Source organism: Mycobacterium sp. (assembly GCF_025933915.1).
Classification (GTDB): domain Bacteria; phylum Actinomycetota; class Actinomycetes; order Mycobacteriales; family Mycobacteriaceae; genus Mycobacterium.
The window spans coordinates 1-23,992 of sequence record NZ_JAICZA010000026.1; the positions used below are offsets into that span (position 1 = coordinate 1).

Below are 23,992 nucleotides of genomic sequence, written 5' to 3' on the forward strand. Positions count from 1 at the left end.
AGGCGGGCCTGAAGAACGTGCAGGGCAAGCCGATCGTCAACTCGATCTCCATGAAAGAGGGCGAGGAGAAGTTCATCCGCGAGGCACGGCTGTGCCGCAAGTACGGCGCCGCCGTCGTCGTGATGGCCTTCGACGAGCAGGGGCAGGCCGACAACCTGGAGCGCCGCAAGGAGATCTGCGGGCGCGCCTACCGGATCCTGACCGAAGAGGTCGGCTTCCCGGCCGAGGACATCATCTTCGACCCGAACTGCTTCGCGCTGGCGACCGGAATCGAGGAGCACGCGACCTACGGGATCGACTTCATCGAGGCCTGCGCCTGGATCAAGGAAAACCTTCCCGGGGTGCACATCTCCGGCGGCATCTCGAACGTGTCGTTCTCGTTCCGGGGCAACAACCCTGTCCGCGAGGCGATCCACGCGGTGTTCCTGTTCCACGCCATCAAGGCGGGTCTGGACATGGGCATCGTCAACGCCGGTGCGCTGGTGCCCTACGACTCGATCGACGCCGAGCTGCGGGAGCGCATCGAGGACGTCGTCCTGAACCGTCGCGAGGATGCGGCCGAACGGCTCCTGGAGATCGCGGAACGGTTCAACAGCTCCGAGAAGGCCGAAGATCCCGCGGCCGCCGAGTGGCGCAGCCTCCCGGCCCGCGAGCGGATCACGCACGCCCTGGTCAAGGGCATCGATGCCCACGTCGACGACGACACCGAGGAGCTGCGGGCCGAGATCGCCGCCGCGGGTGGCCGGCCGATCGAGGTGATCGAGGGCCCGCTGATGGACGGCATGAACGTCGTCGGCGACCTCTTCGGCGCGGGCAAGATGTTCCTGCCCCAGGTCGTGAAGTCGGCCCGAGTGATGAAGAAGGCCGTGGCCTACCTGCTGCCGTATATCGAGGCGGAGAAGCAGCCCGGCGAAGCCGACCACACCAACGGCACGATCGTGATGGCGACCGTGAAGGGCGACGTTCACGACATCGGCAAGAACATCGTCGGGGTCGTGCTGCAGTGCAACAACTACACCGTGATCGACCTCGGGGTGATGGTGCCCGCGGACAAGATCCTGGCCGCGGCTAATGAGTACGACGCCGACATGGTCGGCCTGTCCGGCCTGATCACCCCGTCGCTGGACGAGATGGCCGGCTTCGCCGCCGAGATGGAACGCGAGGGCCTGCAGATCCCGCTGCTGATCGGCGGCGCGACCACCTCGAGCGCCCACACGGCCGTGAAGATTGCGCCGCGTCGCAGCGGCCCGGTGATCTGGGTCAAGGACGCGTCCCGCTCGGTGCCGGTCGCTGCCGCGCTGCTCGACGACAAGCAGCGTCCCGCCCTGCTGGAGGCCACCGAGAAGGATTACGCATCCCTGCGGGAACGGCACGCCCAGAAGAACGAGCGGCCCATGGTGCCGCTGGAGAAGGCCCGCGCGAACCGGACGCCGATCGAGTGGGACGGCTACACGCCGCCGGTACCCGTACAGGGCCTCGGCGTGCGGGAGTTTCTCGACTACGACATTGCCGAGTTGCGCGAGTACATCGACTGGCAGCCGTTCTTCAACGCCTGGGAGATGAAGGGCCGCTTCCCCGACATCCTCAACAACCCGGCGTCGGGCGAGGCTGCCCGCAAACTGTATGACGACGCCCAGCAGATGCTCGACACCCTGATCAAGGAGAAGTGGCTGACAGCCAACGCGGTGATCGGGTTCTTCCCGGCCAACGCGGTCGGAGACGACGTCGAGGTCTACACCGACGACACCCGTACCGAGGTGCTGACGATGTTCCACAACCTGCGCCAGCAGGGCCAGCACCGCGACGGCATCCCGAACCGGTCGCTGGGCGATTTCATCGCGCCCCGGGAGACCGGTCTGGCCGACTACATCGGGGCCTTCGCCGTCACCGCGGGGCTCGGCAGCGGCGAGAAGATCGCGGAGTTCAAGGCGGATCTCGACGACTACAGCGCGATCCTGCTGGAGTCGGTCGCCGACCGGCTGGCGGAGGCCTTCGCCGAACGGATGCACCAGCGGGTTCGCAAGGAGTTCTGGGGATTCCAGCCAGACGAGCAGCTGGACAACGAGGCGCTCATCGGTGAGAAGTACCAGGGAATCCGCCCCGCCCCGGGCTACCCGGCCTGCCCGGAGCACACCGAGAAGGCGACGATCTGGAAGTTGATGGACGTCCACGAGCGGACCCGCATCGAGCTGACCGAGTCGATGGCGATGTGGCCCGGTGCCGCCGTCAGCGGCCTGTATTTCTCGCACCCGCAGTCGCAATATTTCGTGGTCGGCCGGATGGCCCAGGACCAGGTCGCCGACTACGCGAAGCGCAAGGGCTGGACCCTGCCCGAAGCCGAGCGCTGGCTGGGCGCCAACCTCGGCTACAACCCGGAGGACTGAGCGCTGATCGCGCCGCCCCTCGCGAGCGTGCGTGTTTGTACGGCGACACGCCGCTGCGGGTGGCAATCCGTGCACGCTCGCGGCGTGCGCCGTTCCGCTTAGATGCGCAGCACGGAAGCCAAGGCGGACAGCGGGATATGCGCCTGCACGGTACCGCCGTCCATGTACCACTGCATGACGCCGGGCGTGAAGTTGATCGGGCTGTCGTGGCCCACCGGGTAGTCCGGCATGTAGAGGATCAGCTCGTCGGGCGTCACCGCCCAGGCCTTGTACGCCCCGGAGTAGACCTTGTCCGGCGTCCAGCGGTCCACGACGAACGGGTAGGTGCCGGGGTCGTGCGGCGGCGGCGCCTGATCGAGCGCGGTTTGGACAAACGGTTGAGCCAGTGGGGGAATGGCGGTCAGCGGATCTGACGTCGTCAGATCCGCCAACTGCACCCGTCTGCCGCTTGCCATGTCGAACGTGAAGGTCCGGTAGGCGTTGTTGGGCTTGGGCCCGTCGGCGTGATAGTCCTCATGAAACACCGCGCTGAGCAGGTTGGCGTGCCGGAAGACCTCGAAGTTCTCCTCGCCGTAGCTGTCGGCGGCCATGCTGGAGTTGGCATTTCGCCAGTTGTTGACCAGGGTGCGCAGGTAGTCGCGGATCACCGGGGCCGTCGCCGGATTGTCGACCAGGTCCTCGGGCACGGCGACCTTGATGTCGCGCACGGCGTTGCGTTCCGAGGTCACCGAGGTGTGGCAGTACCGGCCGTCCCAGTCGCCGCCGAGCTCGCCACAGAACGACGGGGCCGATGCGTGCGCGTGGGCGGTGGAGGAAAGCGTTGCGGCGGCGACCAATACGACGGCCGCTACGAGCCGGCGGATCACAGCAGCTGCACTTTGCTTGCCCGCCAGCGGCCGTCGACCTTTTCCATGGTCATCTTGATCCTGCTCCGATCGATGCGCGGGTCGGGTGCGGCCGTGTTGGTGACGGTCTGGTCGATGAACACCAGCACGACAACCTTGTTCGTGGATTCGGACTGAATGGCCGAGTCCACCACCACCCCGTGCGCGGTCGCCTTGTTGTCGATCAGCAGCTGCCGGAGTTTGACGCTGGATTGCGTATACATGTCCTTGAACTCGCCGGTCGCGCCGTCGAGCACCTGCCTGAAGTTCTCGTCCACCCTGTTCGAATCGATGCTCGTCAGCACCTGCGCGTAAGCGATGGCCGCCTGTTGGGCCTGCTCACCGGCCAGCTTGACCTGATGCTCTTGCCACTGCCGCGATCCCAGAAACCCCGAAACAGCAAGTGAGGCAACGAGTAACAGCGGCAGGATGCTGCGACGAAGATACTGCTTCAGGTCCTGTTTCCAAGGCCGCTTCCGGCGCTCGGACTCAGGACGCTTGCGTTTGAGCAGCCCACCCTCGTCGTGTTCACCGTCTGGCTCACCGGCCGCGCCGGCGGTCTCGTCGTCAACCTCGTCAACCTCGTCAACCTCGTCAACCTCGTCAACAACGTCGTCGACCTGCGCCTCCTCGGGCGCGGCGTCCGCCAATTCGGCGTCCGCTTTCACTGCCTCGGACTTCGGATTCTTTTTGGAGGTCACGATCACGATCATCTCCTAGGGATCGGCTCGGATGGTTTGGGGCCTAGTGCGGCGGTTCGATCGGCAGCTGCGGGCCGCCGTAGGGGGTGGGGATGGTGTAGCGGCCCTTGGGGGTCGGATCCGTTCTGCGGCCCAGGTCCGCGCCCATCGGCGGGCCGGCGGTATCGTCGCCTCCCGGCCGCGGTGCGTTCTTGGCCCCCCGGATCGAGACGGCGGGGTCGTCGTCGCGACAGTAGGTGTACATGAACGGCTCGTAGTAGTCGGCGGCCGAGGGCGGGTGCGAGGGGGTCCCGTAGTCGCATACGTAGCGGGGGTAGAGATCGGCGATCGCCCAGACTCCGTTGTCGTGAAAGGCGCTCGTCACCGCGTCCAAGACTGACCCCCGGTAGTCCGGGAACAGCGCGTTGAGCGCGGGGACCCGCAGATACAACAGTTGCGACATGGTGGCCATGCTGCCCAGCAACTGCACCATCGTGTCGGAGTTGTCGGCGAACAGATTGTCGACGGCCGACAGGGTGCGCGGCGTCTGCTGAGTCAAACGACGATAGCCGGCCTGCATCCTGGCCACGCCGGTGAGTGTTTGGTCGAGTTCCGTTGCGGCAGCGCCCAAGCCGGAATTCTTGTCGCTTGCCAGGGTGAGCACGGCCCGGCTGGTCTTGATGATGCTGGTGGTTTGGGGCAGTACCGAATCAAGCGTCGAAAGCAAAAACGTGCCGCCGTCGACGATGGCGGTCAGCTTCGCCGGGCCCTCCTTGCTCAGGCTCAGTTCCTTCTTGATCAACTCGATCTTGTGGGGGTCCACCTGGGCCAGCAGCCCGTCGGCGTCGCCGAGCAACCGCGCCAGGCTGACGGGGACGGTGGTGTGGTCCAGGGCGATGCGGCTGCCGTCGTGCAGATACGGTCCGGCGTCGGATGCGGCTTCGAAGTTGATGTACTGCTCACCGGCCGGCGAGAGTGCCGAGACGTGCACGACGCTGTTCGCCGGGATCCGCACCTTCGACGTGATGCTGGCGATGGCGTTCACCCCGTTGTCGGTGATCTGCAGCGACTCGACACGGCCGATGCGGACCCCCCGCAGCGCCACATCCTGATTGGGTAGCAGGCCACCGGATTCCGACAATTGCACGGTGACCCGGTAGGACGAGGCGAAGGGCGTCACCCGCAACGCGCCGATGAGCAGGTAGGCGGTGGCGACGACCAGGATGAGCACCAATCCGGCCACCGACAGCCAAACCTGTTGCCGGTGGCCGGTACGCACCGTCCGCACGACGAGGTTGGCGAAGTCGGCGAGGACCCGGATCATGGTTGCGGCCCCGGCGGCGGCTCGGATGGCCCCGGCGGCAAGGCCGGTGCCGGTGGGGGTCCGGGGGCGACATCGATTTGGCCGGGGATGGTTGGGTCCGGGATGACGGGAACCTGCGGCGAATTCGGCCCCCGGCCGACCACGCGTTCCTGCAGACGCCACAGGGTGTACTTGAGGGTGCCGACGAGTAGGTTCACGTTGTAGTGGTGCGGTCCGTGTAGCCCGATGTCACCCGGGAATCCGATATCGGGGAGCGATCCGAGTAGGATCTTGTCCACGCTCACGTTCACCGAAATCGAGTTCCCTGCAGTCGATTTGACCAACGGGGGGATCAGCCGGTTCACCGACAGCCAGCTGGTGTCCGGGCTCACGGCAACGTCGTTGGCGGCGCCGGCGACCGTGTTCAGGTCGCGGATCACGCTGCGGCCGCTGGTGTCGGTCCCGCCGATCGAGGGGAACCTGGCCAGCAACCGGGAGGTGTCGCCCACCTGCACGGCCAAATTGGAAAGCTCGGCGGTGTTGTCGGCCAGGGCCGAAGTGGCTGGACCGGCAGCCGCCATCAGGTCGCTGATGGTGTGATTCTTGGCGTCGAGTTGGTCGGCCAGACGCGACAATTGGGTCAACGCGTTCTTGATCTGATCGGACCGGGAGTCCAGCGTCCCGAGCAGCTCATTGGATTTGCGGATCATGTCCCCGAACGCCTGGCCCTGGTCACCGGTCGCCTTGCCGAAACCGTTGATGATGTTGGTGAAATTGCGTACCGCCCCACCGTTCACCAGAATTGCCGCCGAGCTCAGCACCGACTCGACGGTCGCGGCGGCCGCGGTGGAATCCAGGCCGATGGTGTCGCCATTGCGCAACAGCGGCGTGGCCGCGGGATCGTCGGCAGGTGGTTTCAGCGCGACGAACACGTCGCCCAGTGGTGTTGCGGTTCGCAATTCGGCGGTGCTGCCGCGGGGCAGTTGCACGCCGTCCCTGATCCGAAGCCTGGTGACCGCGGTGTAGTTGCGTGCGATCATCGATTCGAGCTGCCCGACGTCGGCGCCGCCGAGCTTGACCTTGGCGTTCATCGGCAGGTTGAGCGCGTTGGAGAACACCGCGTTCAACGAGTAGCCCCCAGAACCCACTCCTGGGGCCGGAAGGGGCAGGCTGGCAAGGCCGTTCGTGGCGCATCCCGCGGTAACCATGGCCGCGGCCAGCACCGCCGGCAGTCCCCGCGTGCCAGCGGTCATCACTTCTGCCCCATGGCGGCCATGCCGTCGAGCACATAGGTCAGCCCGAAATCGGGGCCGAAGTCCTGTATGGTCCCGGTGCTGCATCCCAGTTGCCGAAGGCCCATCAGGTTGCAGATCTCTTTGGTGTATTGGCTGTCGAAGATCAAGCGATCCGTGAGGAAGCGCGCCCGGACGGCGCCGTTGGCCCGGTCGATCATGTTGTAGGCGTTGTCGGCCAGCATCGGGGCCACATCCAGGAGTTCCGCCAAATCGCGGCGCTGGTCGGCCACGGTCTTCAAGGTGGTACTGCCGTTGACGACGACCTGCTTGACGTTGTCGCGGTTGGCGTCGAGCAGGTCGCCGGCCCGCTGGATCAGGTGGTCGAGTTTGCGTCCCGTGCTGCCGGTGCCAAGGTCCTCGTCCGCCATGATCTGGCTGACTTGGTGGATGGTGGAGGCGAATTCGCGCAATTTCGTGTCGTTGGCGGCCACGGCGTCGAACAGGGTGCTGATGTTTTTGACGATCGTGGTGATCTGCTCGCGGGTTGCCGCACCGCCGTCGCTGGACAGGCGCAGCGCCTTGGACAGCTCGCCCAGCGCCGCTTTGATCTTTTCGCCGTTGCCGTTGACCACCTCGGTGGCGCCGCCCAGCACGTCGGCGATCGGCCCGCCGCCGTGGCCGTCGCCCTCGAGTGACTTCGTCACCTTGTCCAAAACGTTGAGGACGCTGCTGAATTCGACGGGTGTCTTGGTCCGGGGCAGCCCGATGGTGTCGTGGTTCTGCAGGGTCGGCCCGTCGTGATAGGTCGGCGTGAGTTCGATCTGCCGGTCGGTGAGGATGGAGGTGGACACCGTGACCGCCTGCGCGGTGGCGGGAACTTTGACGTGGCGGTCGATGGTGAAGTCGACCTCGACGTAGCCGCCCTTGGGGTTGATTTTGGTGACCTTGCCCACCGGCATGCCCAGCACCGCGACCACGTTTCCCTCGTAAAGTCCTGAGGCGCTGTCGAATTGGGCGGTTACCGTGATCGTGTCCTCGTCGGAGCGCAGGAACCACCAGCCGGTGCCGACCACCGCGGCGATTGTCGCGACGGCGGCGACGATGGTCACCACTTTGACGGCGAGGGCGGTCCCAGCCGTGTTCGAGAGGCCCTTCACTTGCAGTCCTTGAAGTACTCAATCATGCCGAACTGTTTGGCGCGGCCACTGATCGCGCACATCCACGAGTCGATCAATGGAACGTTGGGAGCGTTGAAGTTGACCGCATTGCCTTCACCCGTGAGGTTGGCCGCCTCCCGAAAGAAGATCGGACTGATCTGCAGCATGCTGTGTAGCAGGTCGTCGTGCGCAGACATCAAGTCGGTGAAGTCCCGCATGTCTTTGATCAACGAGTCCAGGCCCGCTCGGTCGTTGACCACGAGCTGACTCATGGTGTCGACGAGACTCGAGAGCGATTGCATCATCGCGTGGAAAACGGCGCGTCGCGCGACGAACTGGCCCAGCAGGTCTTGGCCCTGGTTGACCAGGTTGCCGATGCCGGCCTGCTGGCGTCGCAGCGTGTTCGTCACCTGCTCGGTGCTGCGCAGTAGCTGTCCGAGCTGGTCACGGCGCACCGCGATGATCGACGACAGTGTGTTGATGTTCGTGATCGCCTGCGGCACAACCGCCGGCAGACCTTCGAGTTGCTTGCCCAGCACCGCCAGCGACTGGGCGAACCTGTCTGAGTCGACCTGCTCGAAAGTGGTGGTGGCGTCCTGCAGTGCGGCTTGCAGGTCGTAGGGCACCTCGGTGTGTGCCACGTCGAAGGTGTTGTTGGGCAGGTGTGCCGGTCCGTTGGGTTCGAGCGCGAGGTAGCGCGAACCCAGGATGGTGGTGACCTTGATCCGCGCGCGGGAGTCCTTGCCCAGCGCGATGTTGTCCCGAACCTTCAGCCCCGCTTCGACATGGTCGCCAACGAGTTTCATGCTCGTGACGTTGCCCACCGGAATGCCCGCGACCACGATCGGGTTACCGGCCCGCAGCGAGGCCGCTTGGAGAAACTCCGCGGTGTAATGCCGGTATCCGGCACCGACGGCATGCACCAACAGCATGACTCCGATCACCACCGCGACCACCGCGACGGCGATGAACCCCAGCCACGTCTTGTTGTAGCTTTCCAGCGGACGTTGCCTCATCCTCGAAAGCCGCTGCCGCACAGAATTGTCAGCCATCGACCGTGCTCCTGCATCGCGGGGTGTGCCACGCCCGGTTTCCCGGTGTGGCGGCATTGATGATGATCGGCACGACATCGTTGAGACCGGGGAAGAACCCCAAGAAGTTCACGTCGCACACATAGGCGTTGCCATAGGCGCCCTGATTGCCGACCCGGATGAGTCCCTTCAGCAGCAGCGGGATGTTGTCGCCGAAGAACGCCACCTGCGGTTCGACGTCCATGATGTGTCTGGTGACACCGGGCTGGCGGTCGATGAATTCGCGCAACGCCGGGTACACGTCGGACGCCGAGGTCGACAGTCGGCCGGTCACCCGCGCCAGCGAACCCACCGAGGCGACGAGGTCGGGGCGCCGCCGGTCGAGCTCGGCGACGACGCTGCGGGTCTGTGTGATGACACCGTCGAGATTGTCGTTCTGCTCCGCGAGGTTGCCCACCACCTTGTTGAGGTTGGTGATCACGCTGCCGAGGGCCTGATCCCTACCCGCGAATGTGTCTGTCAGAGTGGAAGTCTGGCCGACCAGCGTGGCCAGCGATGACGTGTCGCCCTGCAACGACGCGATGATGCCCTTGGTGAGGTTGTCGGCGTCGCGGGGGTTCAACAGGCTGAACAGCGGTTCGTAGCCGTTGAGCAGCGTGGTGACGTCGAAAGACGGCTCGGTGCGTTCCAGCGGGATGGTGCTGCCCGGGGGAAGCAGCTCCGGACTGCCTTCCTTGCCCAAAGACAGTCCGAGGTAACGCTGGCCGACGATGTTCTGGTAGGTAACCGACGCGAGGGTGTTTCCGAACAGCCGCTGTTCTTGCTGGACCACGAACGAGACTTTCGCCAGTTTCCCATCGAGCTCGACGTTTTCGACCCGGCCTACGCGCACTCCCGCCATGCGAACGTCGTCACCCTCGCGAAGCCCGTACACATCGGTGAACACGGCCGAATACCGGGCCGTGTCGCCGGCCACGTCACGCCGCAGGCTCACGTAGACCAGCCAGGTCAGCGTCAACGAGACGATCATGAACAGGGCCAACGCGATGAGTGGGCCGCGAAACTTCATTTGGCCTCCCCGGGCGGATGAGCTAGCGACACCGTGCTTCCACGAGCCACCGGACCGAGCAGCAGCTCGGTGGCCGGCGTGGCGGGCGCTCCGGTGATCACGCCCAACATGTTTCGTTCGTACTGGCTGCCAACCGGTCCCACATTCCCCCCGAAATGAGAGCCCCCAAACGAGGACTGCGGAATCCACGGCGCCTTGGGCGCCACCGGCGCGACCCACGGCTGGTGCGGTTGTGGGGTCGCCGGCGCCCCCGGCGACGGGTTGTCAGGATTCGCGCTCCCCGGCACGGGCGGCGACGGCGTAATCCCCGGGGCCAGCGGGGGATTGGGATCGGTCAAATTGGGATTCGGGTTGACCAGCGGCGGTCCCACGGCAACCAGGTTTCCGTCCGGACCGATCACGGTGCCCGGCGGCGGCGCGAGATCCTTGGGCGGGTGATAGTTCTGCGGCAGCAGCACCTCGGGCAGATCGGGCCGCACCGGAATCAGCGGTGCGGTATAGCAGCTGGGCCCCTTCAGCTCGCCGTAATGCGGACAGTCAGCACGTGTGTACGTGGAACTGGGCGTGAACGTCAGCATCGCGTGCATGTTGCCCAGATTTTTCTCCGGGTTCCAGACCTGCTCCATGAATTGGTTGGCCAGGTTGTCCAATTTGGTCACCGCGGGCACGAAGTTGTTCGACTTCTGCGCCAACACGCCCAGCACCGGCGTGAAATCGGTGGTGATCCGGATGAGTTGGTCGATGTGGTTGTCGAACGATTGGCGTGTCGTGCCCACCGTGTAGTCGGCGCCCGCCAGCAGCGCGGCCAGCTGGCCACGCGTCTCGGCGAAGGTCCGCATCGGCTCGACGGCCTGGTGCAATGCGTCGAGAAGATCGGGGGCCGTCTGCGCGAGCCCGCTCGTCGCATCCAGCAGCGCGGACACGGTCGACGGGCCGGTGTCGGTGCTGACAATCGAATTGAGCTGGTCGAGAAGGCGATTCAATTGTGCACCGGCATTGAGCAGGCTGACGCGGCGGTGGTCGGTGGCGGCGCCCAGGGCGGCCAAGATCCCCACGGACCTGTCGTCGCGGCCGCGCCCCGCGGCGGCGAGCAGGTCGCGCAATTTGCTGACGGTCGTTTGGAACAACACGGTCGGCAGCTGCTTGTCCTCCGGAATATGCGCGCCCTGGCGGATTTTCGCCCCCGGGCCATTGCCCACCAACTGGACAGATGACACGGCGAACACATTGCTCGGTACCACGCGCGCGGTCACGGCGGCGGGAATCGACTTGGCGTATTCCTCTTTGAGGTCGATGTGGACATAGTTGGGTTTGCCATGCGCCGCCGGGACGACGTCGTTGACCATTCCGACAAGCACGCCGTGGTATTTGACGTCCGATTTCTGCGGAAGGCCATCGCCCACGTTGACCAGATCGGCGACCACCCGCACGTAATCGTTCAGCCTGCCAGTGGATTTGACCAACATCGCGATGGTGACCAGGGCGCTGACCACCACGACCGCGATGCCGATGCCGAACAGCTGCCGGTCCGACGGGCCGCGTCCGTCCAGCTCAAGGGAATTGGGCATCTTCCACCGACCTCGCCACGGGCCTACCCGCCGAACCTTGCGCCGGAGTCGACGCCCCACAGCGCCATGGTGAGCAGCATGTTCACGATGATCACCACCGTGATGCTGGCCCGCATGCCGTGTCCCGCGGCGACCCCGACGCCTTCGGGACCGCCGCTCGCGTAGTACCCGTAGTAGCACTGGATGGTGGACGCGATCCACACGAAGATGACGGCCTTGATCAGCGAATAAAGGATGTCCTGGCCGGCCAGCATCAGCGTGAAGTAATGCAGGTAGGAGCCGGTCGAGCCGCCACTGCTGATTCCCACCACCATTTGGGTGCTCAGATACCCGATCGCCAGGCACGCGGCATACAGCGGAACGATCGCCACCACCGAGGCGATCAGCCGGGTGGTCACCAGGTAGGGGATCGGGCGTATCGCGATCGATTCCAGCGCGTCGATCTCCTCGGCGATGCGCATGGATCCCAGCTGGGCGGTGAAGCGGCAGCCGCCCTGCATGGCGAAGGCGAGCGAGGCCATCAGCGGTGCCAGCTCCCGGGTGTTGACCAACGAGGAGACGAACCCGGTGGCGGGTCCGAGGCCGAGCAGGTCCAAAAAGTTGTAGCCCTCGATCCCGACGAGTGCGCCGACGGTCATGCCGAGCACGACGGCCACGCCGGCGGTGCCCCCACCCACCACGATCGAGCCGTTGCCCCAGGTGATGTTCGACAGCAGTCGCAAGAATTCGCCGCTGTACTGGCGCAAGGCAAGTGGCACGGCGGCCGCCGCCCGGACGAAGAAGACCAGCAGATGGCCGAGGCGGATGATCGGTGCCTTGCCGCTTTGATAGAGCCGGACCAACGGGAGCGTAATCGGTGCAAAAGGCTCATAAGCCGACGCCGTCATTCAGAGCCCCGTCCGGGGCGACAACATGACGTAGAGCTGGCTGATGGCGACGTTGACGATCATCAGCAGCAGGATCGCCTCGACGACGGCGGCGTTCACCGAGTTCGCGACACCCGTCGGTCCGCCCTTGGTGGACAAGCCCTTTTGGCTCGACACGACGGCCACGATGGCACCGAACACGACGGCCTTCAGCAGCGCCAGCACCATGTCGCCGGTCGTCGCGAACGACGCGAACGTCGACACGAAACTGCCCGGCGCGCCGTCCTGGAAGTACACGTTGAACATGTAACTCGCGAAAAATCCGGCGAAGCACACGACACCGGTGAGGGCCACACCGACCATGACCGCCGCCGCGAAGCGGGGGACGACCAGCCGCCGGATCACCGAGACCCCCATCACCTCCATCGCGTCGGTTTCCTCGCGCATGGTGCGCGAACCCAGATCGGCGGTGATGGCCGACCCGACAGCCGATGCCATCAGAACCGCGGCCACCAGCGACGCCCCCTGTCGAATGACCGCGAGCCCGCTGGCCGCGCCGGCCAGCGAGGTGGCCCCGACCTGACCGGCCAGCAACGCGAACTGGATGGACAGGGTGACGCCGATCGGCAGCGACACCAGGATCGTCGGCAGCACGGCGGTACCGGCCATGAACGCGCCCTGCCGGACGAATTCGTGCCATTGAAATCGCCCGGTTATCAGGTCGAAGAAGAAATATTGAACGGTGCGCACACCCAGGACGAACTGTTCACCAACCGTCGTCAGCGAGGCGACCGGGTGACGTTTGACGTACCCGACGGACCAGTTCCGGATGGCGGTGACGCCATCGAGTTGGGTCGTCGTCATAGCGGCGTGACCTGCAGCCCGCCTAGCAAACCAATGGCACAGGTCATCGCGTACCAGCTACCGCTTTCATCGGCCCTCTTCCCACCCCTAAGCATGAGTGCCGAGCGGAAGACGTTGAGCGGCCATCGAGCACGATCTTATTCAAATAGGGTCGACAGCTACCACGACTTCGCAGTTCAATGGTGTGTGCCGCATCACACTAACCTACTTGATAGGCACTTTCAATAGTGTAGAGTCACTCATCTGAGTTCGTCACCGGACGATACCGCCCGAGTTGAATGTCGGATTGACGAAGGTGATGGCATGCCCTCAGCAAACACCGGTTCATTGCGGGACCGACGCCGCGCCGAGCTGCTGACCCAGATCCAGCAGACCGCGCATCAGCTGTTCGCCGAACGCGGCTTCGAGGCGGTGACGACCGAAGACATCGCTGCGGCCGCCGGAATCTCCATCAGCACCTATTTCCGCTACGCGCCCACCAAGGAGGGGTTGCTGGTTGATCCGGTCCGAGAGGCCGCCGCCGAGATCGTGGGTTCCTATCGCGCCAGGCCGCCACACGAGTCGCCGGTCGAAGCGCTGATTCAACTGTTCGTCACGCACGCCAGGGATGTCAGCAAGGTTGACAACCTCGAAACCTGGCGTCTCGCCGTCGCCACCGCGCCCCACCTGTTGAGTAAATCCGTGCTGGTCAGCAAAACCGATCACGGCGACCTGATCCAGCAGGTCGCGCACCGGATGGGTGTCGACGCGATGGTTGACGTCCGGCCCGCATTGTTGGTCCACACCAGTTTGGCCACAGTCCAATTCGTCCTCGACGGATGGCTGACCTCGGATATGGACGAGAGGCCGCCGTTTCACGAGCAATTGGAAGAAGCGCTGCGGCTCACCCTCGCCGGATTCGACTGACGGAGCGGCTCGAAACCCGGCAGGGCGAAACCGCCGTGACTTTGCCGGGCGCCGCGTGAAACAATCGCTGGCCGTGAAGACCTTCGAGGATCTGTTCGCCGAACTGGGCGAGCGCGCCCGCACCCGGCCGGCCGGCAGCGCGACGGTCGCCGCGCTGGACGGTGGCATCCACGGGCTCGGCAAGAAGATCCTCGAGGAAGCCGGCGAGGTATGGCTGGCCGCCGAACACGAGCCGGACGACGCGCTGGCCGAGGAGATCAGCCAATTGCTCTACTGGACGCAGGTGCTGATGGTGGCGCGCGGGCTGTCCCTCGACGACGTGTATCGGAAGCTGTGACCATGCTGCGGGTTGCGGTTCCCAACAAGGGCACGCTGAGCGAGCCGGCCAGCGAGATTTTGGCGGAGGCCGGCTATCGGCGCCGCACCGATTCCAAGGACCTGACCGTCATCGACCCCGCCAATCAGGTCGAGTTCTTCTTCCTGCGGCCCAAAGACATTGCCATCTATGTGGGTTCGGGCGAGCTGGATTTCGGCATCACGGGGCGCGACCTGGTGGGCGATTCCGACGCACCGGTGCGTGAACGTTTGGCGCTGGGGTTCGGGTCGTCGAGCTTTCGCTACGCCGCCCCGGCCGGGCGTGACTGGAAGATCGCGGATCTGGCCGGCAAACGGATCGCCACCGCCTATCCCAACCTCGTCCGAAAAGACTTGGCGGGACGTGGTATTGAGGCGACCGTCATCAGACTCGACGGCGCGGTGGAGATCTCGGTGCAACTCGGCGTCGCCGACGCCATCGCCGACGTGGTCGGGTCCGGGCGCACCCTGAGCCTGCACAACCTGGCTGCCTTCGGTGATCCGCTGTGCGATTCGGAAGCCGTGCTGATCGAGAGCGACCAGAGCAGCCGGTCCGGGACGCAGGCGGCGCGCGATCAGCTGGTGGCGCGGATCCAGGGTGTGGTGTTCGGTCAGCAGTATCTGATGCTCGATTACGACTGTCCCCGCTCGGCCCTGGACAAGGCCACCGCGATCACGCCGGGCCTGGAGTCGCCCACCATCGCGCCCCTGGCCGACCCGGACTGGGTTGCCATCCGGGCGTTGGTCCCGCGTCGGGGTGTGAACGAAATCATGGATGAGCTGGCCGCCATCGGCGCCAAGGCGATCCTGGCGTCCGATATCAGGTTTTGCCGGTTCTGATTGCACACGCGGTGTGAACGCCGCGGCTGTGTTAGCGTCCGCCTCGGGGACTGCCCGGGTTGGCGTGTGGGCCGTTCCTGACAAAGGGTCGCCGGCTGTTTCGTCCTCCAGGAGGTCTTCGTGACACACGCGCTTGTTCTGTTGCTGGCTTTGCTGATTGGCGTCGTCGCGGGGCTGCGTTCGCTGACGGCTCCCGCCGTCGTCGCCTGGGCCGCTGCCCCCGCTCTCCTCGGCTGGATCGACCTGCATGGCACCTGGGCGGCCTGGATGGCCAGCATCATCGCGGTGATCGTTTTCACCGTTCTCGCCGTCGGCGAATTGATCAACGACAAGCTGCCCAAGACCCCGCCCCGCACGGCGCCACCGATCTTCGCGGCCCGCATCGTCATGGGCGGGCTTGCGGGCGCGGCCCTGGGCGCCTGGCCGCACTGGACCTTTACCGCGCTGGGCGCCGGCGTCATCGGCGCGGTACTCGGCACGCTCGGCGGCTACCAGGCGCGCAAGCGACTGGCCGCCGTCGCCGGTAAGGACCTGCCCATCGCGCTGCTCGAGGATGCCGTCGCGATCGTCGGGGGATTCGTCATTCTGGCCGTCACAGGTCACGTACTGACGGAGTACCTGCTGACGGCGGTTAAGTGACAGAACATTTCGACGCGATCATCGTCGGTGCGGGCCAGGCCGGCCCGCCGCTGGCGGGGCGGCTGACCGCAGCCGGGCAGCGCGTCGCGATCGTCGAACGCAAACTGATCGGCGGCACCTGCGTCAACACCGGATGCATCCCGACCAAGACGCTGGTGGCCTCCGCGCATACCGCGCATCTGGCGCGCCGCGGCGCGGACTACGGCGTCGGCACCGGCGAGATCAGCGTGGACATGGCGAAAGTCAAGGCCCGCAAGGACCAGGTGATGCTGGGCGACCGCAAGGGTCTGGAAGATTGGCTCGAGGGTATGGACGGCTGCACCGTCGTTCGCGGGCACGCGATGTTCGAGGATCCGCATACGGTGCGGGTCGGCGAGAACGCGCTGCACGCCGACCGTATCTTCCTCAACGTCGGCGGCCGTGCCGTGGTGCCCGACATCCCGGGCCTGGACGAGGTTGACTTCCTCACCAACGTGTCGATTCTCGAACTCGACACACTGCCATCACATCTCGTCATCGTGGGTGGCGGCTACATCGCGCTCGAGTTCGCGCAGATGTATCGGCGCTTCGGGGCGCGGGTGACTGTCGTGGAGCGGGGCCCGCGGCTGGTGTCCCGGGAAGACGAGGACGTCTCGGAAACGATCGAAGGCATCCTGCGGGACGAGGGCATCGACGTCATCCTCGGTGCTGACGATATACGAGTCACCAAGGCCGACAGCGGATTTGAGCTCATTCCTCGTGATGGCGCACCGCCCATCCGGGGGAGTCATCTACTGCTGGCGGTGGGCCGGCGACCCAACACCGACGAGCTGGGCCTGCAGGCGGCCGGTGTGCGGACGGACACCCGCGGCTACATCGTGGTCGACGACCAGCTCAAGACCAGCGTCGATCACATCTGGGCGATGGGTGACTGCAACGGCAAGGGCGCGTTCACCCACACCTCGTACAACGATTTCGAGATCGTCGCCGCCAATCTGCTCGACGACGACCCCCGCCGGGTGAGCGACCGCATCACCACCTACGCGCTCTACATCGATCCGCCGCTGGGACGCGCCGGTCTGACCGTCGACCAGGTCCGCGCGTCGAAACGCAAGGCGCTGGTCGGCAAGCGGCCGATGACCAGAGTTGGTCGGGCGGTGGAAAAGGGTGAGACGCAGGGCTTCATGAAAGTCGTAGTCGACGCCGAAACCCAGGAGATCCTAGGGGCCACCGTCTTTGGGGTCGGCGGTGACGAGTCCATCCACTGCATCCTGGATGTCATGTCGGCCAAAGCGCCGTACACCACGCTGTCACGCACCATGCATATTCATCCCACCGTCAGCGAGCTCATTCCGACGATGCTGCAGGAGCTGTCGCCGCTTTGACCGCCCGCCTACGCCGCTGGTTCGGCCGAAGGCGAATCAGTCTGCGCACCAATCGATTCCGGCCAACCCGGATAGGGCGGCGGTGTCCCACCGAAAAGCGGACAGTGCTGCTGGTGGGGACACCAGTCGCACAATCGTGACGGGGTGGGACGGAAATCGCCCGTCTGGCCGGCGGATTGGATGGCCCGCCAGATCGCGATCAGGGTCTTCTCGAAGCGCAGCAGCTCATCGTGATCCGGCGAATAGTCCAGCACCTGGCCATCCGCCAGATAGATCAGCCGCAGCCGGGTAGGCGGTACACCACGCGAACGCAACAGGGCCACCGCGTAGAACTTCATCTGGAACATGGCCTTGAACTCGGCCAGGGCTCGCGCGGCCGGCGGTGCCTTTCCGGTCTTGTAGTCGACTACCCGTAGTTCACCGGTGGCGGCAACGTCGATGCGGTCGATGAATCCACGCAGCAGCGTGCCGTCGGCGAGTTCGACCTCGACACGTTCTTCGCAGCATTGCGGGTCGAAACGGGTGGGGTCCTCGAGCCGGTAGTAGCCGGTGAGCAACGCCTGGGCCTCGGCCAGCAGCTGGGTGCGCTGGCCAGGGTCCAAGACCGTGGTCAGCTCCGGCGCGGCGGCGATCATCTGCTCCCACGCGGGCGCCAACAACGACATGGCGGTGTCGGGGCCACGCTGTGCGGCGGGCAGGCCGTAAAGCTGCTGTAGGGCAGCGTGGACCAGCGACCCGCGTAGTTGCGCCGGCGACGGCGCCTCGGGCAGACGGTCGATGGCCCGGAACCGATACAGCAGCGGGCATTGCTTGAAATCCGCCGCCCGCGACGGTGACAGCGCCGGGCGGGACACCTGCCTCGCCGGGCCCAGCGCCGACTGCGGCGCCTCCGGCTGGACGATCATGTCGAAAGCCTATGACCGGGCGCCGACAACCCCCAAGCACCTGCTGCGGTGAGTCGGCTGGCACGCTAGACCGTGTGTCCGTAACCGGCCCGTTCACCGTGGGCGAGCGCGTTCAGCTCACCGACGCCAAGGGTCGGCACTACACGATGGTGCTCGCGGAGGGCGCCGAGTTCCACACGCATCGCGGGGCGATCCCCCACGACGCGGTGATCGGGCTCGAGCCGGGCAGCGTGATCAAGTCCAGCAACGGTGCCACGTACTTGGTGCTGCGGCCCTTGCTGATCGATTACGTGATGTCGATGCCCCGCGGCCCGCAGGTGATCTACCCGAAGGACGCCGCTCAGATCGTTCACGAGGGCGACATTTTCCCGGGCGCCCGGGTGCTCGAGGCCGGGGCCGGCTCGGGCGCACTGACCTGCTCACTGTTACGCGCGGTCGGGCCCGAAGGGCGGGTGGTCTCCTACGAGCAGCGCGCCGACCATGCCGAACACGCCCAACGCAACGTGTCGGTGTTCTCCGGTGGCGACGTGCCGGACAACTGGCAACTGATCGTCAGCGACGTGGCCGACTCCGATCTGCCGGACGGTTCTTTCGATCGCGCCGTGCTCGACATGCTCGCCCCGTGGGACGTGCTGGAGTCGGTGGCGCGGCTGCTGATTTCCGGTGGTGTGTTGATGATCTACGTGGCCACGGTCACCCAGCTGTCGCGCACGGTCGAGGCGCTGCGGGCGCAGCAGTGCTGGACTGAACCGAGGTCCTGGGAGACGTTGCAACGCGGTTGGAACGTCGTCGGTCTCGCGGTGCGCCCGCAGCATTCGATGCGCGGGCACACCGCCTTCCTGATCTTCACGCGACGGCTCGCTCCCGGTGTGGTCGCGCCCACGCCGCTGGGTCGCAAACGCGAAGGCCGCGACGGCTAATCAGTGGCGATCGCAAGCGCGGCGTTGCCGGGCGCAGCGAGCCGCCACTATCGGCTAACTCAAATCCTCGCTGCGCAGCAGTGAGCGCCGCACCGACAACAGCTCGAACTCGGGATGCGCGGCCACCAGCCGCTCGGCCGCATCCAGGACGTCGACGGCGTGGCCGCGGTCTCCGGACACCAGGGCCACACCGATGCCGGCTCGTCGATACAGCTCATGCGAACCCGTCTCGGCCGCCGAGACGCTGAACTTGCGCTGCAACTCGGCGACGACGGGACGGATGACCGATCGCTTCTGTTTGAGTGAGCGAACGTCGCCCAGCAGCACGTCGAACTCGAGCCAGCCGATCCACATCCCGCGGGTCAGCCTGGCGGGTTTTCGGAAGGTGCGGGTTCCGGAACCGGCGCCGGCGGGGGAGGCGGTGGTGCCGGTGGTGGTGGCGGTGGTGTCGGTGGCGGAGCGGGTTCGGGTGGCGGAGCGGGTCCGGGCGGCGGCGCGGGGGCCGGGCTCGCAGGAGCCCCGGAAGTCGGGGCCGCGGGCGACTTACCCAGGGCCAACAGCATTTCGGCGGTACGCCGGGAGAGTTGCCAACCGCCCTGGAAGGGAGCGAATTCCATCGGGAAGGTGAAGTTGGCGTTGTTGGCCTGGGCGGTGTGGACGGCGATGCTGGCCTTCACGTTCGACGGGTTCTTGTCCGACCACGCGATGTCGTTCGCGGCGAAGGTCATCGGCAGGTAACCGTTGTCCCGCAATGCGTTGGTGAATTTGTCCAGAGTGGCCGCGCTCTCCGGGGTGGCGCCTTCGATCAGGCTCACCTTGGCCGCACCCGGGACGTTTGGATCCGCCAGGCGGGCGAGGACATCGGTGAGGGCTTCGGGCGGCGGCAGGGGAGCCGTGACGGGCGCAGCAGCCTGAGGGGATGAGGCCGGTGGTAGCGAAGAGACGGTCGTCGACCCGCTCGTGGGGTGATTCGACGAACACGCCGCGAGCCCGATCGCCGCCACGGCGGTGGCGGTGCGCAGCGCTACGGACAGTGGTCGAGGCATCCAGTCGGTCGGCCGGCTAGGCGGCTCTGGCCGCTTCGGGTGGGAGAGATGTCGCTAAGGTCGGGCCGATGGGTGCAACTGAACTCACACCGGCGGAGCTGGCGCTGACGGTGACGCGAGCCGAGCCCGTGGTGGGGCTTTTTGCGGTCACTCTGCCACCTCCCACGGCCCTTTCGATCATCACGATTAGTGGCCGAGATTACCAGCGTGACGAAAATCTTAACTTTTCGTGGGTATTTGACTACGCACATCAATCGGCAATCGCCGGTAGCTTTGAAGTATCCGCCGCGCCAATTCGGTGTGGGAAAGGAGCGCACGATGGGTAGCTCAGAGCGTTCTGAAGCTTTCGGAACCCCCCACGAATCAGACCTGTCCAGCGGCGACGAGGCCGAATTGGAGCAACTACGCCGTGAGGCGTCGATGTTGCGGGAGCAACTCGAGCACGCCGTCGGCACGCAAGGCGCCGCTCGCACTGCTCGCGATGTGCATCAGCTCGAAGCCCGCATCGACTCTCTCGCGTCCCGTAATTCGAAGTTGATGGAGACCCTCAAAGAGGCCCGCCAGCAACTACTGGCGCTACGCGAGGAAGTCGATCGACTGGGGCAGCCGCCCAGCGGCTACGGCGTCCTGCTCGGCACGCACGAAGACGAGACCGTCGACGTGTTCACATCCGGCCGCAAGATGCGCCTGACCTGCTCGCCGAACATCGAACTCGCGTTGCTGCGGAAGGGCCAAACCGTTCGCCTCAACGAGGCTCTGACCGTCGTGGAAGCCGGCACGTTCGAATCGGTCGGCGAGATCTCCACGCTGCGTGAGCTCTTGGCCGACGGGCACCGGGCGCTGGTCGTCGGCCACGCCGACGAGGAACGCATCGTCTGGCTCGCCGACCCGCTGGTCGCCGAGAACCTGCCGGACGGTCATCCCGATGCTCTCAACGACGACACCCGGCCCCGCAAGCTGCGTCCGGGCGACTCGCTGCTGGTTGACACCAAGGCCGGCTACGCCTTCGAACGCATCCCCAAGGCCGAGGTCGAGGATCTGGTGCTGGAAGAGGTGCCCGATGTCAGCTACCTGGACATCGGCGGTCTGACCCGCCAGATCGAGCAGATCCGCGACGCCGTGGAGCTGCCGTTCCTGCACAAGGAGCTGTACCGGGAGTACGCGCTGCGCCCGCCCAAAGGTGTGCTGCTCTACGGTCCGCCCGGTTGCGGTAAGACACTGATCGCCAAGGCGGTGGCGAATTCGTTGGCCAAGAAGATGGCCGAGGTGCGCGGCGACGACGCGCGCGAGGCCAAGTCGTACTTCTTGAACATCAAGGGCCCCGAGCTGCTCAACAAGTTCGTCGGTGAAACCGAGCGCCACATCCGGCTGATCTTCCAGCGCGCCCGCGAGAAGGCGTCGGAAGGCACACCGGTGATCGTGTTCTTCGACGAGATGGACTCGATCTTCCGCACCCGTGGCACCGGGGTGTCCTCGGACGTCGAGACGACGGTGGTCCCGCAGCTGCTCAGTGAGATCGACGGCGTGGAGGGACTGGAGAACGTCATCGTGATCGGCGCCTCCAACCGGGAGGACATGATCGACCCCGCCATCCTGCGGCCCGGGCGCCTCGACGTGAAGATCAAGATCGAGCGGCCGGATGCCGAAGCGGCGCAAGACATCTTCTCGAAGTACCTGATCGAGTCGCTGCCGCTGCACGCTGACGACCTCGCCGAGTTCGGCGGCGACCGCACCGCGTGCATCAAGGCGATGATCGAGAAGGTCGTCGAGCGGATGTACGCCGAGATCGACGACAACCGGTTCCTGGAGGTCACCTACGCCAACGGTGACAAGGAAGTCATGTATTTCAAGGACTTCAACTCCGGGGCGATGATCCAGAACGTCGTCGACCGGGCGAAGAAGAACGCCATCAAGGCGGTGCTGGAGACCGGTCAACCGGGTCTGCGTATCCAGCACCTGCTGGACTCGATCGTCGACGAGTTCGCCGAGAACGAAGACCTGCCCAACACCACCAACCCCGATGACTGGGCGCGGATTTCGGGCAAGAAGGGTGAGCGGATCGTTTACATCCGCACGCTGGTCACCGGCAAGAGCTCGAGCGCGTCGCGGGCCATCGACACCGAGTCGAACCTGGGTCAGTACTTGTAAGCATTTGTCGGTACCACCGACTAGCGTCGCATCCGTGCGGCTCCGCTTTGACGCTCCAGGTGACGACGACGCCTATGCCGAGGCGCGTGACACGCTGCTGGATGAGCTCGAGAGCTGGTGGGACGGGCTCGATTCGGATCGGCAGGATGTCGTCTCCGACGTCGGCGTCTTCCTGGACTGGCGTTATTGCGATTCCACCGGCGTTCTCGACGACTTCACGCCCGGCGATATCGCGGAGTTTTTGCTCGACTGGTGTCCGAATCGGTTCACGGGGCGGCCCGACGACGCGGTGTGCCTGTGCTTCGCGATCGGCGTCTACGTCGACTTCATGGCAGCCACGGGACGTCTGATCGGGGGTGCCGAGCGCGCCGCCAGGTTGCGGCGGCTGGCCGACGATCTCGCGCCGACCCTGCTGGCGGAAGCACGCGACCCCACCGCGGCCGACGTCGAGGCGCCGGAGCCGTTGAAACTGCCGTTCCTCCACATCCCGCCCTCCGCGGCCGACGTGGCGGCCGCCGCGGCAGCGACCCCGTTGCTCGCCAAACTCGATACCCTCCGCGGCTATCTCGGGTCGGACGGTAAGCCACTGACCGGCGACGGGGACCTCGAACTGGCTGACGGTCGCGCGCTGGTCGAATCGCTCGACACCGGCGACGTGCTTGATGTGGAGTTGGGTGAGCGGATACTTCCGGCTCGGTCGACGGCGGCACTCCGGCGCCTGAATTTCCTCGTCGACGTGGCCATCGAGGCTGGCGCGGTGGACGTGCGTCAACACCGTCTGGTGCCGGCGGAGGAGTGGGGGACGCGCTCGCCCGTCGAGCGGGCGGAGTCGCTGTTCGCGGCGATCCTCTTGTCGCGCCCGTTGCGGTCGTCGGAATCGTCGCAGCTCTATCCCGAGCGCAACACAATGCACGAGCTGTTCGACGACGGGATTGTGTATTGGCTGGCGCCGCTGCTGCAAGACGGCGCGGAACTTCCCTTCGAGTCCCTGCTGGAGTGGGTGCACGCGCTGGTGGCCACGCAGCCGGTGTCGCACAGCTCGTATGGGGACGAGGCGGACCTGCTCGAGGACTGCGCCGAGGGCGACATGGGCCGTCTCTTCGAAGTTCTGCGGGAGGCCGGTGTGGTGCGGTGGACTGATCCAGTCGAAGTGCCGCAGCCGCTTGGGCCTAGCGATTGGACCGGTGGAACGGTGGCGTTGACTGCGCTGGGGCGCCACATCCTGCCGGATTATTTGGAGGACGCCGGATTCGCGCTGCGCCGCCTCGACCGCGCCGCCGACTGGGACGCGACGGACCTGATCAGCGCAATGTTGTTGGTGGACAACACTATTCACGCGACTTTGATAGGGCGTTGGCAGCCCGACCGCCCGGACGCCGAACGGGTACAGATGCTCACCGAGGCGGCGGCGGCCATGGACACCGCGGCCGGCCGAACGATGGGCTTCATCGCGCTGAATGAGTTCGACATCGACGTAGCCGAACCCTTCGTTCGTCAGCTGCTGGACAGTCCGGTGGCCGGCCACGCGGCGCTGTGGTTGATCCAGCGTGACCCCGCTGATGCCGAGACTCTCGCGAGTTTCATCGACGTCGCGGTGCTCGTCGACGTCCTGTCGAGCACCCTGGAATCGCCCGAGGAGCTGTGCAGCCTCTTCGCCGGTCTGTCCGATCCGTCGCAGCTGCTGGAGGACATCTGGCGCCATCCGGTGCCCGAGACCGCGCTCGTTCTCGATGCGCTGGGCCGCCATCTGCCGGACCGCATACTGGCCAAAGCCGCGCGCAAAGCGGCGGTGCGGCACCAGAGCTGGATGGCGAACCGCTGCTGACGAG

Annotated in this window: 22 protein-coding genes; 9 read left to right on the plus strand and 13 right to left on the minus strand. The window is 65.7% G+C overall.

Features of this window, described 5'->3' with window-relative positions:
• A partial coding sequence (metH, locus tag Q0W90_RS06375; RefSeq protein WP_297773670.1) for a methionine synthase occupies window positions 1–2,384 on the plus strand: 2,384 nt, incomplete at its 5' end.
• A gap of 98 nt (window positions 2,385–2,482) precedes the next feature.
• Here the strand turns inward: metH and Q0W90_RS06380 are convergent.
• From Q0W90_RS06380 to Q0W90_RS06425, 10 genes are read right to left on the minus strand one after another with little or no spacing between them, the layout of a single operon-like run.
• The gene (locus tag Q0W90_RS06380; protein ID WP_297773673.1) at window positions 2,483–3,250 is read right to left on the minus strand and encodes a mannan-binding family protein; all 768 of its coding nucleotides are present in this window, start codon (window positions 3,248–3,250) and stop codon (window positions 2,483–2,485) included.
• Entirely contained in the window at window positions 3,247–3,981 is a 735-nt protein-coding gene (locus Q0W90_RS06385; protein ID WP_297773676.1) for a DUF3329 domain-containing protein, read from the minus strand. Before Q0W90_RS06385 ends, Q0W90_RS06380 begins: the two co-directional genes overlap by 4 nt.
• A gap of 31 nt (window positions 3,982–4,012) precedes the next feature.
• A complete protein-coding gene (locus tag Q0W90_RS06390; protein ID WP_297773679.1) occupies window positions 4,013–5,272 on the minus strand; it encodes an MlaD family protein in 1,260 nt (419 codons plus the stop codon).
• Window positions 5,269–6,504, minus strand: coding sequence for an MlaD family protein (locus Q0W90_RS06395; protein WP_297773681.1), 1,236 nt, complete (start codon window positions 6,502–6,504; stop codon window positions 5,269–5,271). Before Q0W90_RS06395 ends, Q0W90_RS06390 begins: the two co-directional genes overlap by 4 nt.
• On the minus strand, window positions 6,504–7,643 hold the full coding sequence (locus tag Q0W90_RS06400) for an MCE family protein (RefSeq protein WP_297773683.1): 1,140 nt from the start codon (window positions 7,641–7,643) through the stop codon (window positions 6,504–6,506). The genes Q0W90_RS06395 and Q0W90_RS06400 overlap by 1 nt, the downstream gene beginning before the upstream one ends.
• Entirely contained in the window at window positions 7,640–8,695 is a 1,056-nt protein-coding gene (locus tag Q0W90_RS06405) for an MlaD family protein (protein WP_297773685.1), read from the minus strand. The genes Q0W90_RS06400 and Q0W90_RS06405 overlap by 4 nt, the downstream gene beginning before the upstream one ends.
• A complete protein-coding gene (locus Q0W90_RS06410; protein ID WP_297599397.1) occupies window positions 8,688–9,743 on the minus strand; it encodes an MlaD family protein in 1,056 nt (351 codons plus the stop codon). The genes Q0W90_RS06405 and Q0W90_RS06410 overlap by 8 nt, the downstream gene beginning before the upstream one ends.
• Window positions 9,740–11,311 (minus strand): MCE family protein, encoded by a 1,572-nt coding sequence (locus Q0W90_RS06415; RefSeq protein WP_297773687.1) that lies wholly within the window; start codon window positions 11,309–11,311, stop codon window positions 9,740–9,742. Before Q0W90_RS06415 ends, Q0W90_RS06410 begins: the two co-directional genes overlap by 4 nt.
• 23 nt (window positions 11,312–11,334) lie before the next feature.
• The gene (locus Q0W90_RS06420) at window positions 11,335–12,198 is read right to left on the minus strand and encodes an ABC transporter permease (protein ID WP_297599399.1); all 864 of its coding nucleotides are present in this window, start codon (window positions 12,196–12,198) and stop codon (window positions 11,335–11,337) included.
• The gene (locus Q0W90_RS06425; protein WP_297701005.1) at window positions 12,199–13,041 is read right to left on the minus strand and encodes an ABC transporter permease; all 843 of its coding nucleotides are present in this window, start codon (window positions 13,039–13,041) and stop codon (window positions 12,199–12,201) included. It abuts the gene before it with no gap.
• A gap of 303 nt (window positions 13,042–13,344) precedes the next feature.
• On the opposite strand from Q0W90_RS06425, the gene Q0W90_RS06430 reads away from it, so the two are divergent.
• The 5 genes from Q0W90_RS06430 (at window position 13,345) to Q0W90_RS06450 (ending at window position 17,144) form a co-directional block, all read left to right on the plus strand.
• Window positions 13,345–13,947, plus strand: a complete 603-nt coding sequence (locus Q0W90_RS06430; RefSeq protein ID WP_297599401.1) for a TetR family transcriptional regulator — start codon at window positions 13,345–13,347, stop codon at window positions 13,945–13,947.
• A gap of 55 nt (window positions 13,948–14,002) precedes the next feature.
• Window positions 14,003–14,284 (plus strand): phosphoribosyl-ATP diphosphatase, encoded by a 282-nt coding sequence (locus tag Q0W90_RS06435; protein WP_009953388.1) that lies wholly within the window; start codon window positions 14,003–14,005, stop codon window positions 14,282–14,284.
• Window positions 14,285–14,286: 2 nt separating this feature from the next.
• The gene (gene hisG / locus Q0W90_RS06440) at window positions 14,287–15,141 is read left to right on the plus strand and encodes an ATP phosphoribosyltransferase (RefSeq protein WP_297599402.1); all 855 of its coding nucleotides are present in this window, start codon (window positions 14,287–14,289) and stop codon (window positions 15,139–15,141) included.
• A 120-nt stretch (window positions 15,142–15,261) separates the two neighbouring features.
• Entirely contained in the window at window positions 15,262–15,780 is a 519-nt protein-coding gene (locus Q0W90_RS06445; protein ID WP_297773693.1) for a DUF4126 domain-containing protein, read from the plus strand.
• Entirely contained in the window at window positions 15,777–17,144 is a 1,368-nt protein-coding gene (locus tag Q0W90_RS06450) for an FAD-containing oxidoreductase (RefSeq protein WP_297773696.1), read from the plus strand. The genes Q0W90_RS06445 and Q0W90_RS06450 overlap by 4 nt, the downstream gene beginning before the upstream one ends.
• Before the next feature lie 8 nt (window positions 17,145–17,152).
• On the opposite strand, the gene Q0W90_RS06455 is transcribed toward Q0W90_RS06450, so the two are convergent.
• Entirely contained in the window at window positions 17,153–18,049 is an 897-nt protein-coding gene (locus tag Q0W90_RS06455) for a RecB family exonuclease (protein ID WP_297701442.1), read from the minus strand.
• A gap of 74 nt (window positions 18,050–18,123) precedes the next feature.
• On the opposite strand from Q0W90_RS06455, the gene trmI reads away from it, so the two are divergent.
• Window positions 18,124–18,969, plus strand: coding sequence for a tRNA (adenine(58)-N(1))-methyltransferase TrmI (gene trmI, locus Q0W90_RS06460; RefSeq protein WP_297599406.1), 846 nt, complete (start codon window positions 18,124–18,126; stop codon window positions 18,967–18,969).
• Window positions 18,970–19,023: 54 nt separating this feature from the next.
• On the opposite strand, the gene Q0W90_RS06465 is transcribed toward trmI, so the two are convergent.
• Window positions 19,024–19,323 (minus strand): DUF503 family protein, encoded by a 300-nt coding sequence (locus tag Q0W90_RS06465; protein WP_297599407.1) that lies wholly within the window; start codon window positions 19,321–19,323, stop codon window positions 19,024–19,026.
• 8 nt (window positions 19,324–19,331) lie between these two features.
• Complete coding sequence (locus tag Q0W90_RS06470; protein WP_297599408.1) at window positions 19,332–20,015, minus strand: hypothetical protein; 684 nt, start codon at window positions 20,013–20,015, stop codon at window positions 19,332–19,334.
• 318 nt (window positions 20,016–20,333) lie between these two features.
• On the opposite strand from Q0W90_RS06470, the gene arc reads away from it, so the two are divergent.
• Together arc and Q0W90_RS06480 are read left to right on the plus strand one after the other, a co-directional pair.
• A complete protein-coding gene (gene arc / locus Q0W90_RS06475) occupies window positions 20,334–22,163 on the plus strand; it encodes a proteasome ATPase (protein ID WP_297773700.1) in 1,830 nt (609 codons plus the stop codon).
• 34 nt (window positions 22,164–22,197) lie between these two features.
• The gene (locus tag Q0W90_RS06480) at window positions 22,198–23,988 is read left to right on the plus strand and encodes a hypothetical protein (protein WP_297773703.1); all 1,791 of its coding nucleotides are present in this window, start codon (window positions 22,198–22,200) and stop codon (window positions 23,986–23,988) included.
• The last annotated feature ends 4 nt before the right edge of the window (window positions 23,989–23,992 follow it).

Excerpts from the sequence above, each read along its gene's own strand:
- Q0W90_RS06385 (WP_297773676.1), bottom strand. The coding sequence starts at position 3,981 with ATGATCGTGATCGTGACCTCCAAAAAGAATCCGAAGTCCGAGGCAGTG.
- Q0W90_RS06390 (WP_297773679.1), bottom strand. The coding sequence starts at position 5,272 with ATGATCCGGGTCCTCGCCGACTTCGCCAACCTCGTCGTGCGGACGGTG.
- Q0W90_RS06395 (WP_297773681.1), bottom strand. The coding sequence starts at position 6,504 with ATGACCGCTGGCACGCGGGGACTGCCGGCGGTGCTGGCCGCGGCCATG.
- Q0W90_RS06405 (WP_297773685.1), bottom strand. The coding sequence starts at position 8,695 with ATGGCTGACAATTCTGTGCGGCAGCGGCTTTCGAGGATGAGGCAACGT.
- Q0W90_RS06410 (WP_297599397.1), bottom strand. The coding sequence starts at position 9,743 with ATGAAGTTTCGCGGCCCACTCATCGCGTTGGCCCTGTTCATGATCGTC.
- Q0W90_RS06415 (WP_297773687.1), bottom strand. The coding sequence starts at position 11,311 with ATGCCCAATTCCCTTGAGCTGGACGGACGCGGCCCGTCGGACCGGCAG.
- Q0W90_RS06420 (WP_297599399.1), bottom strand. The coding sequence starts at position 12,198 with ATGACGGCGTCGGCTTATGAGCCTTTTGCACCGATTACGCTCCCGTTG.
- Q0W90_RS06425 (WP_297701005.1), bottom strand. The coding sequence starts at position 13,041 with ATGACGACGACCCAACTCGATGGCGTCACCGCCATCCGGAACTGGTCC.
- Q0W90_RS06430 (WP_297599401.1), top strand. The coding sequence starts at position 13,345 with ATGCCCTCAGCAAACACCGGTTCATTGCGGGACCGACGCCGCGCCGAG.
- hisG (WP_297599402.1), top strand. The coding sequence starts at position 14,287 with ATGCTGCGGGTTGCGGTTCCCAACAAGGGCACGCTGAGCGAGCCGGCC.
- Q0W90_RS06455 (WP_297701442.1), bottom strand. The coding sequence starts at position 18,049 with ATGATCGTCCAGCCGGAGGCGCCGCAGTCGGCGCTGGGCCCGGCGAGG.
- Q0W90_RS06465 (WP_297599407.1), bottom strand. The coding sequence starts at position 19,323 with ATGTGGATCGGCTGGCTCGAGTTCGACGTGCTGCTGGGCGACGTTCGC.
- Q0W90_RS06470 (WP_297599408.1), bottom strand. The coding sequence starts at position 20,015 with ATGCCTCGACCACTGTCCGTAGCGCTGCGCACCGCCACCGCCGTGGCG.
- arc (WP_297773700.1), top strand. The coding sequence starts at position 20,334 with ATGGGTAGCTCAGAGCGTTCTGAAGCTTTCGGAACCCCCCACGAATCA.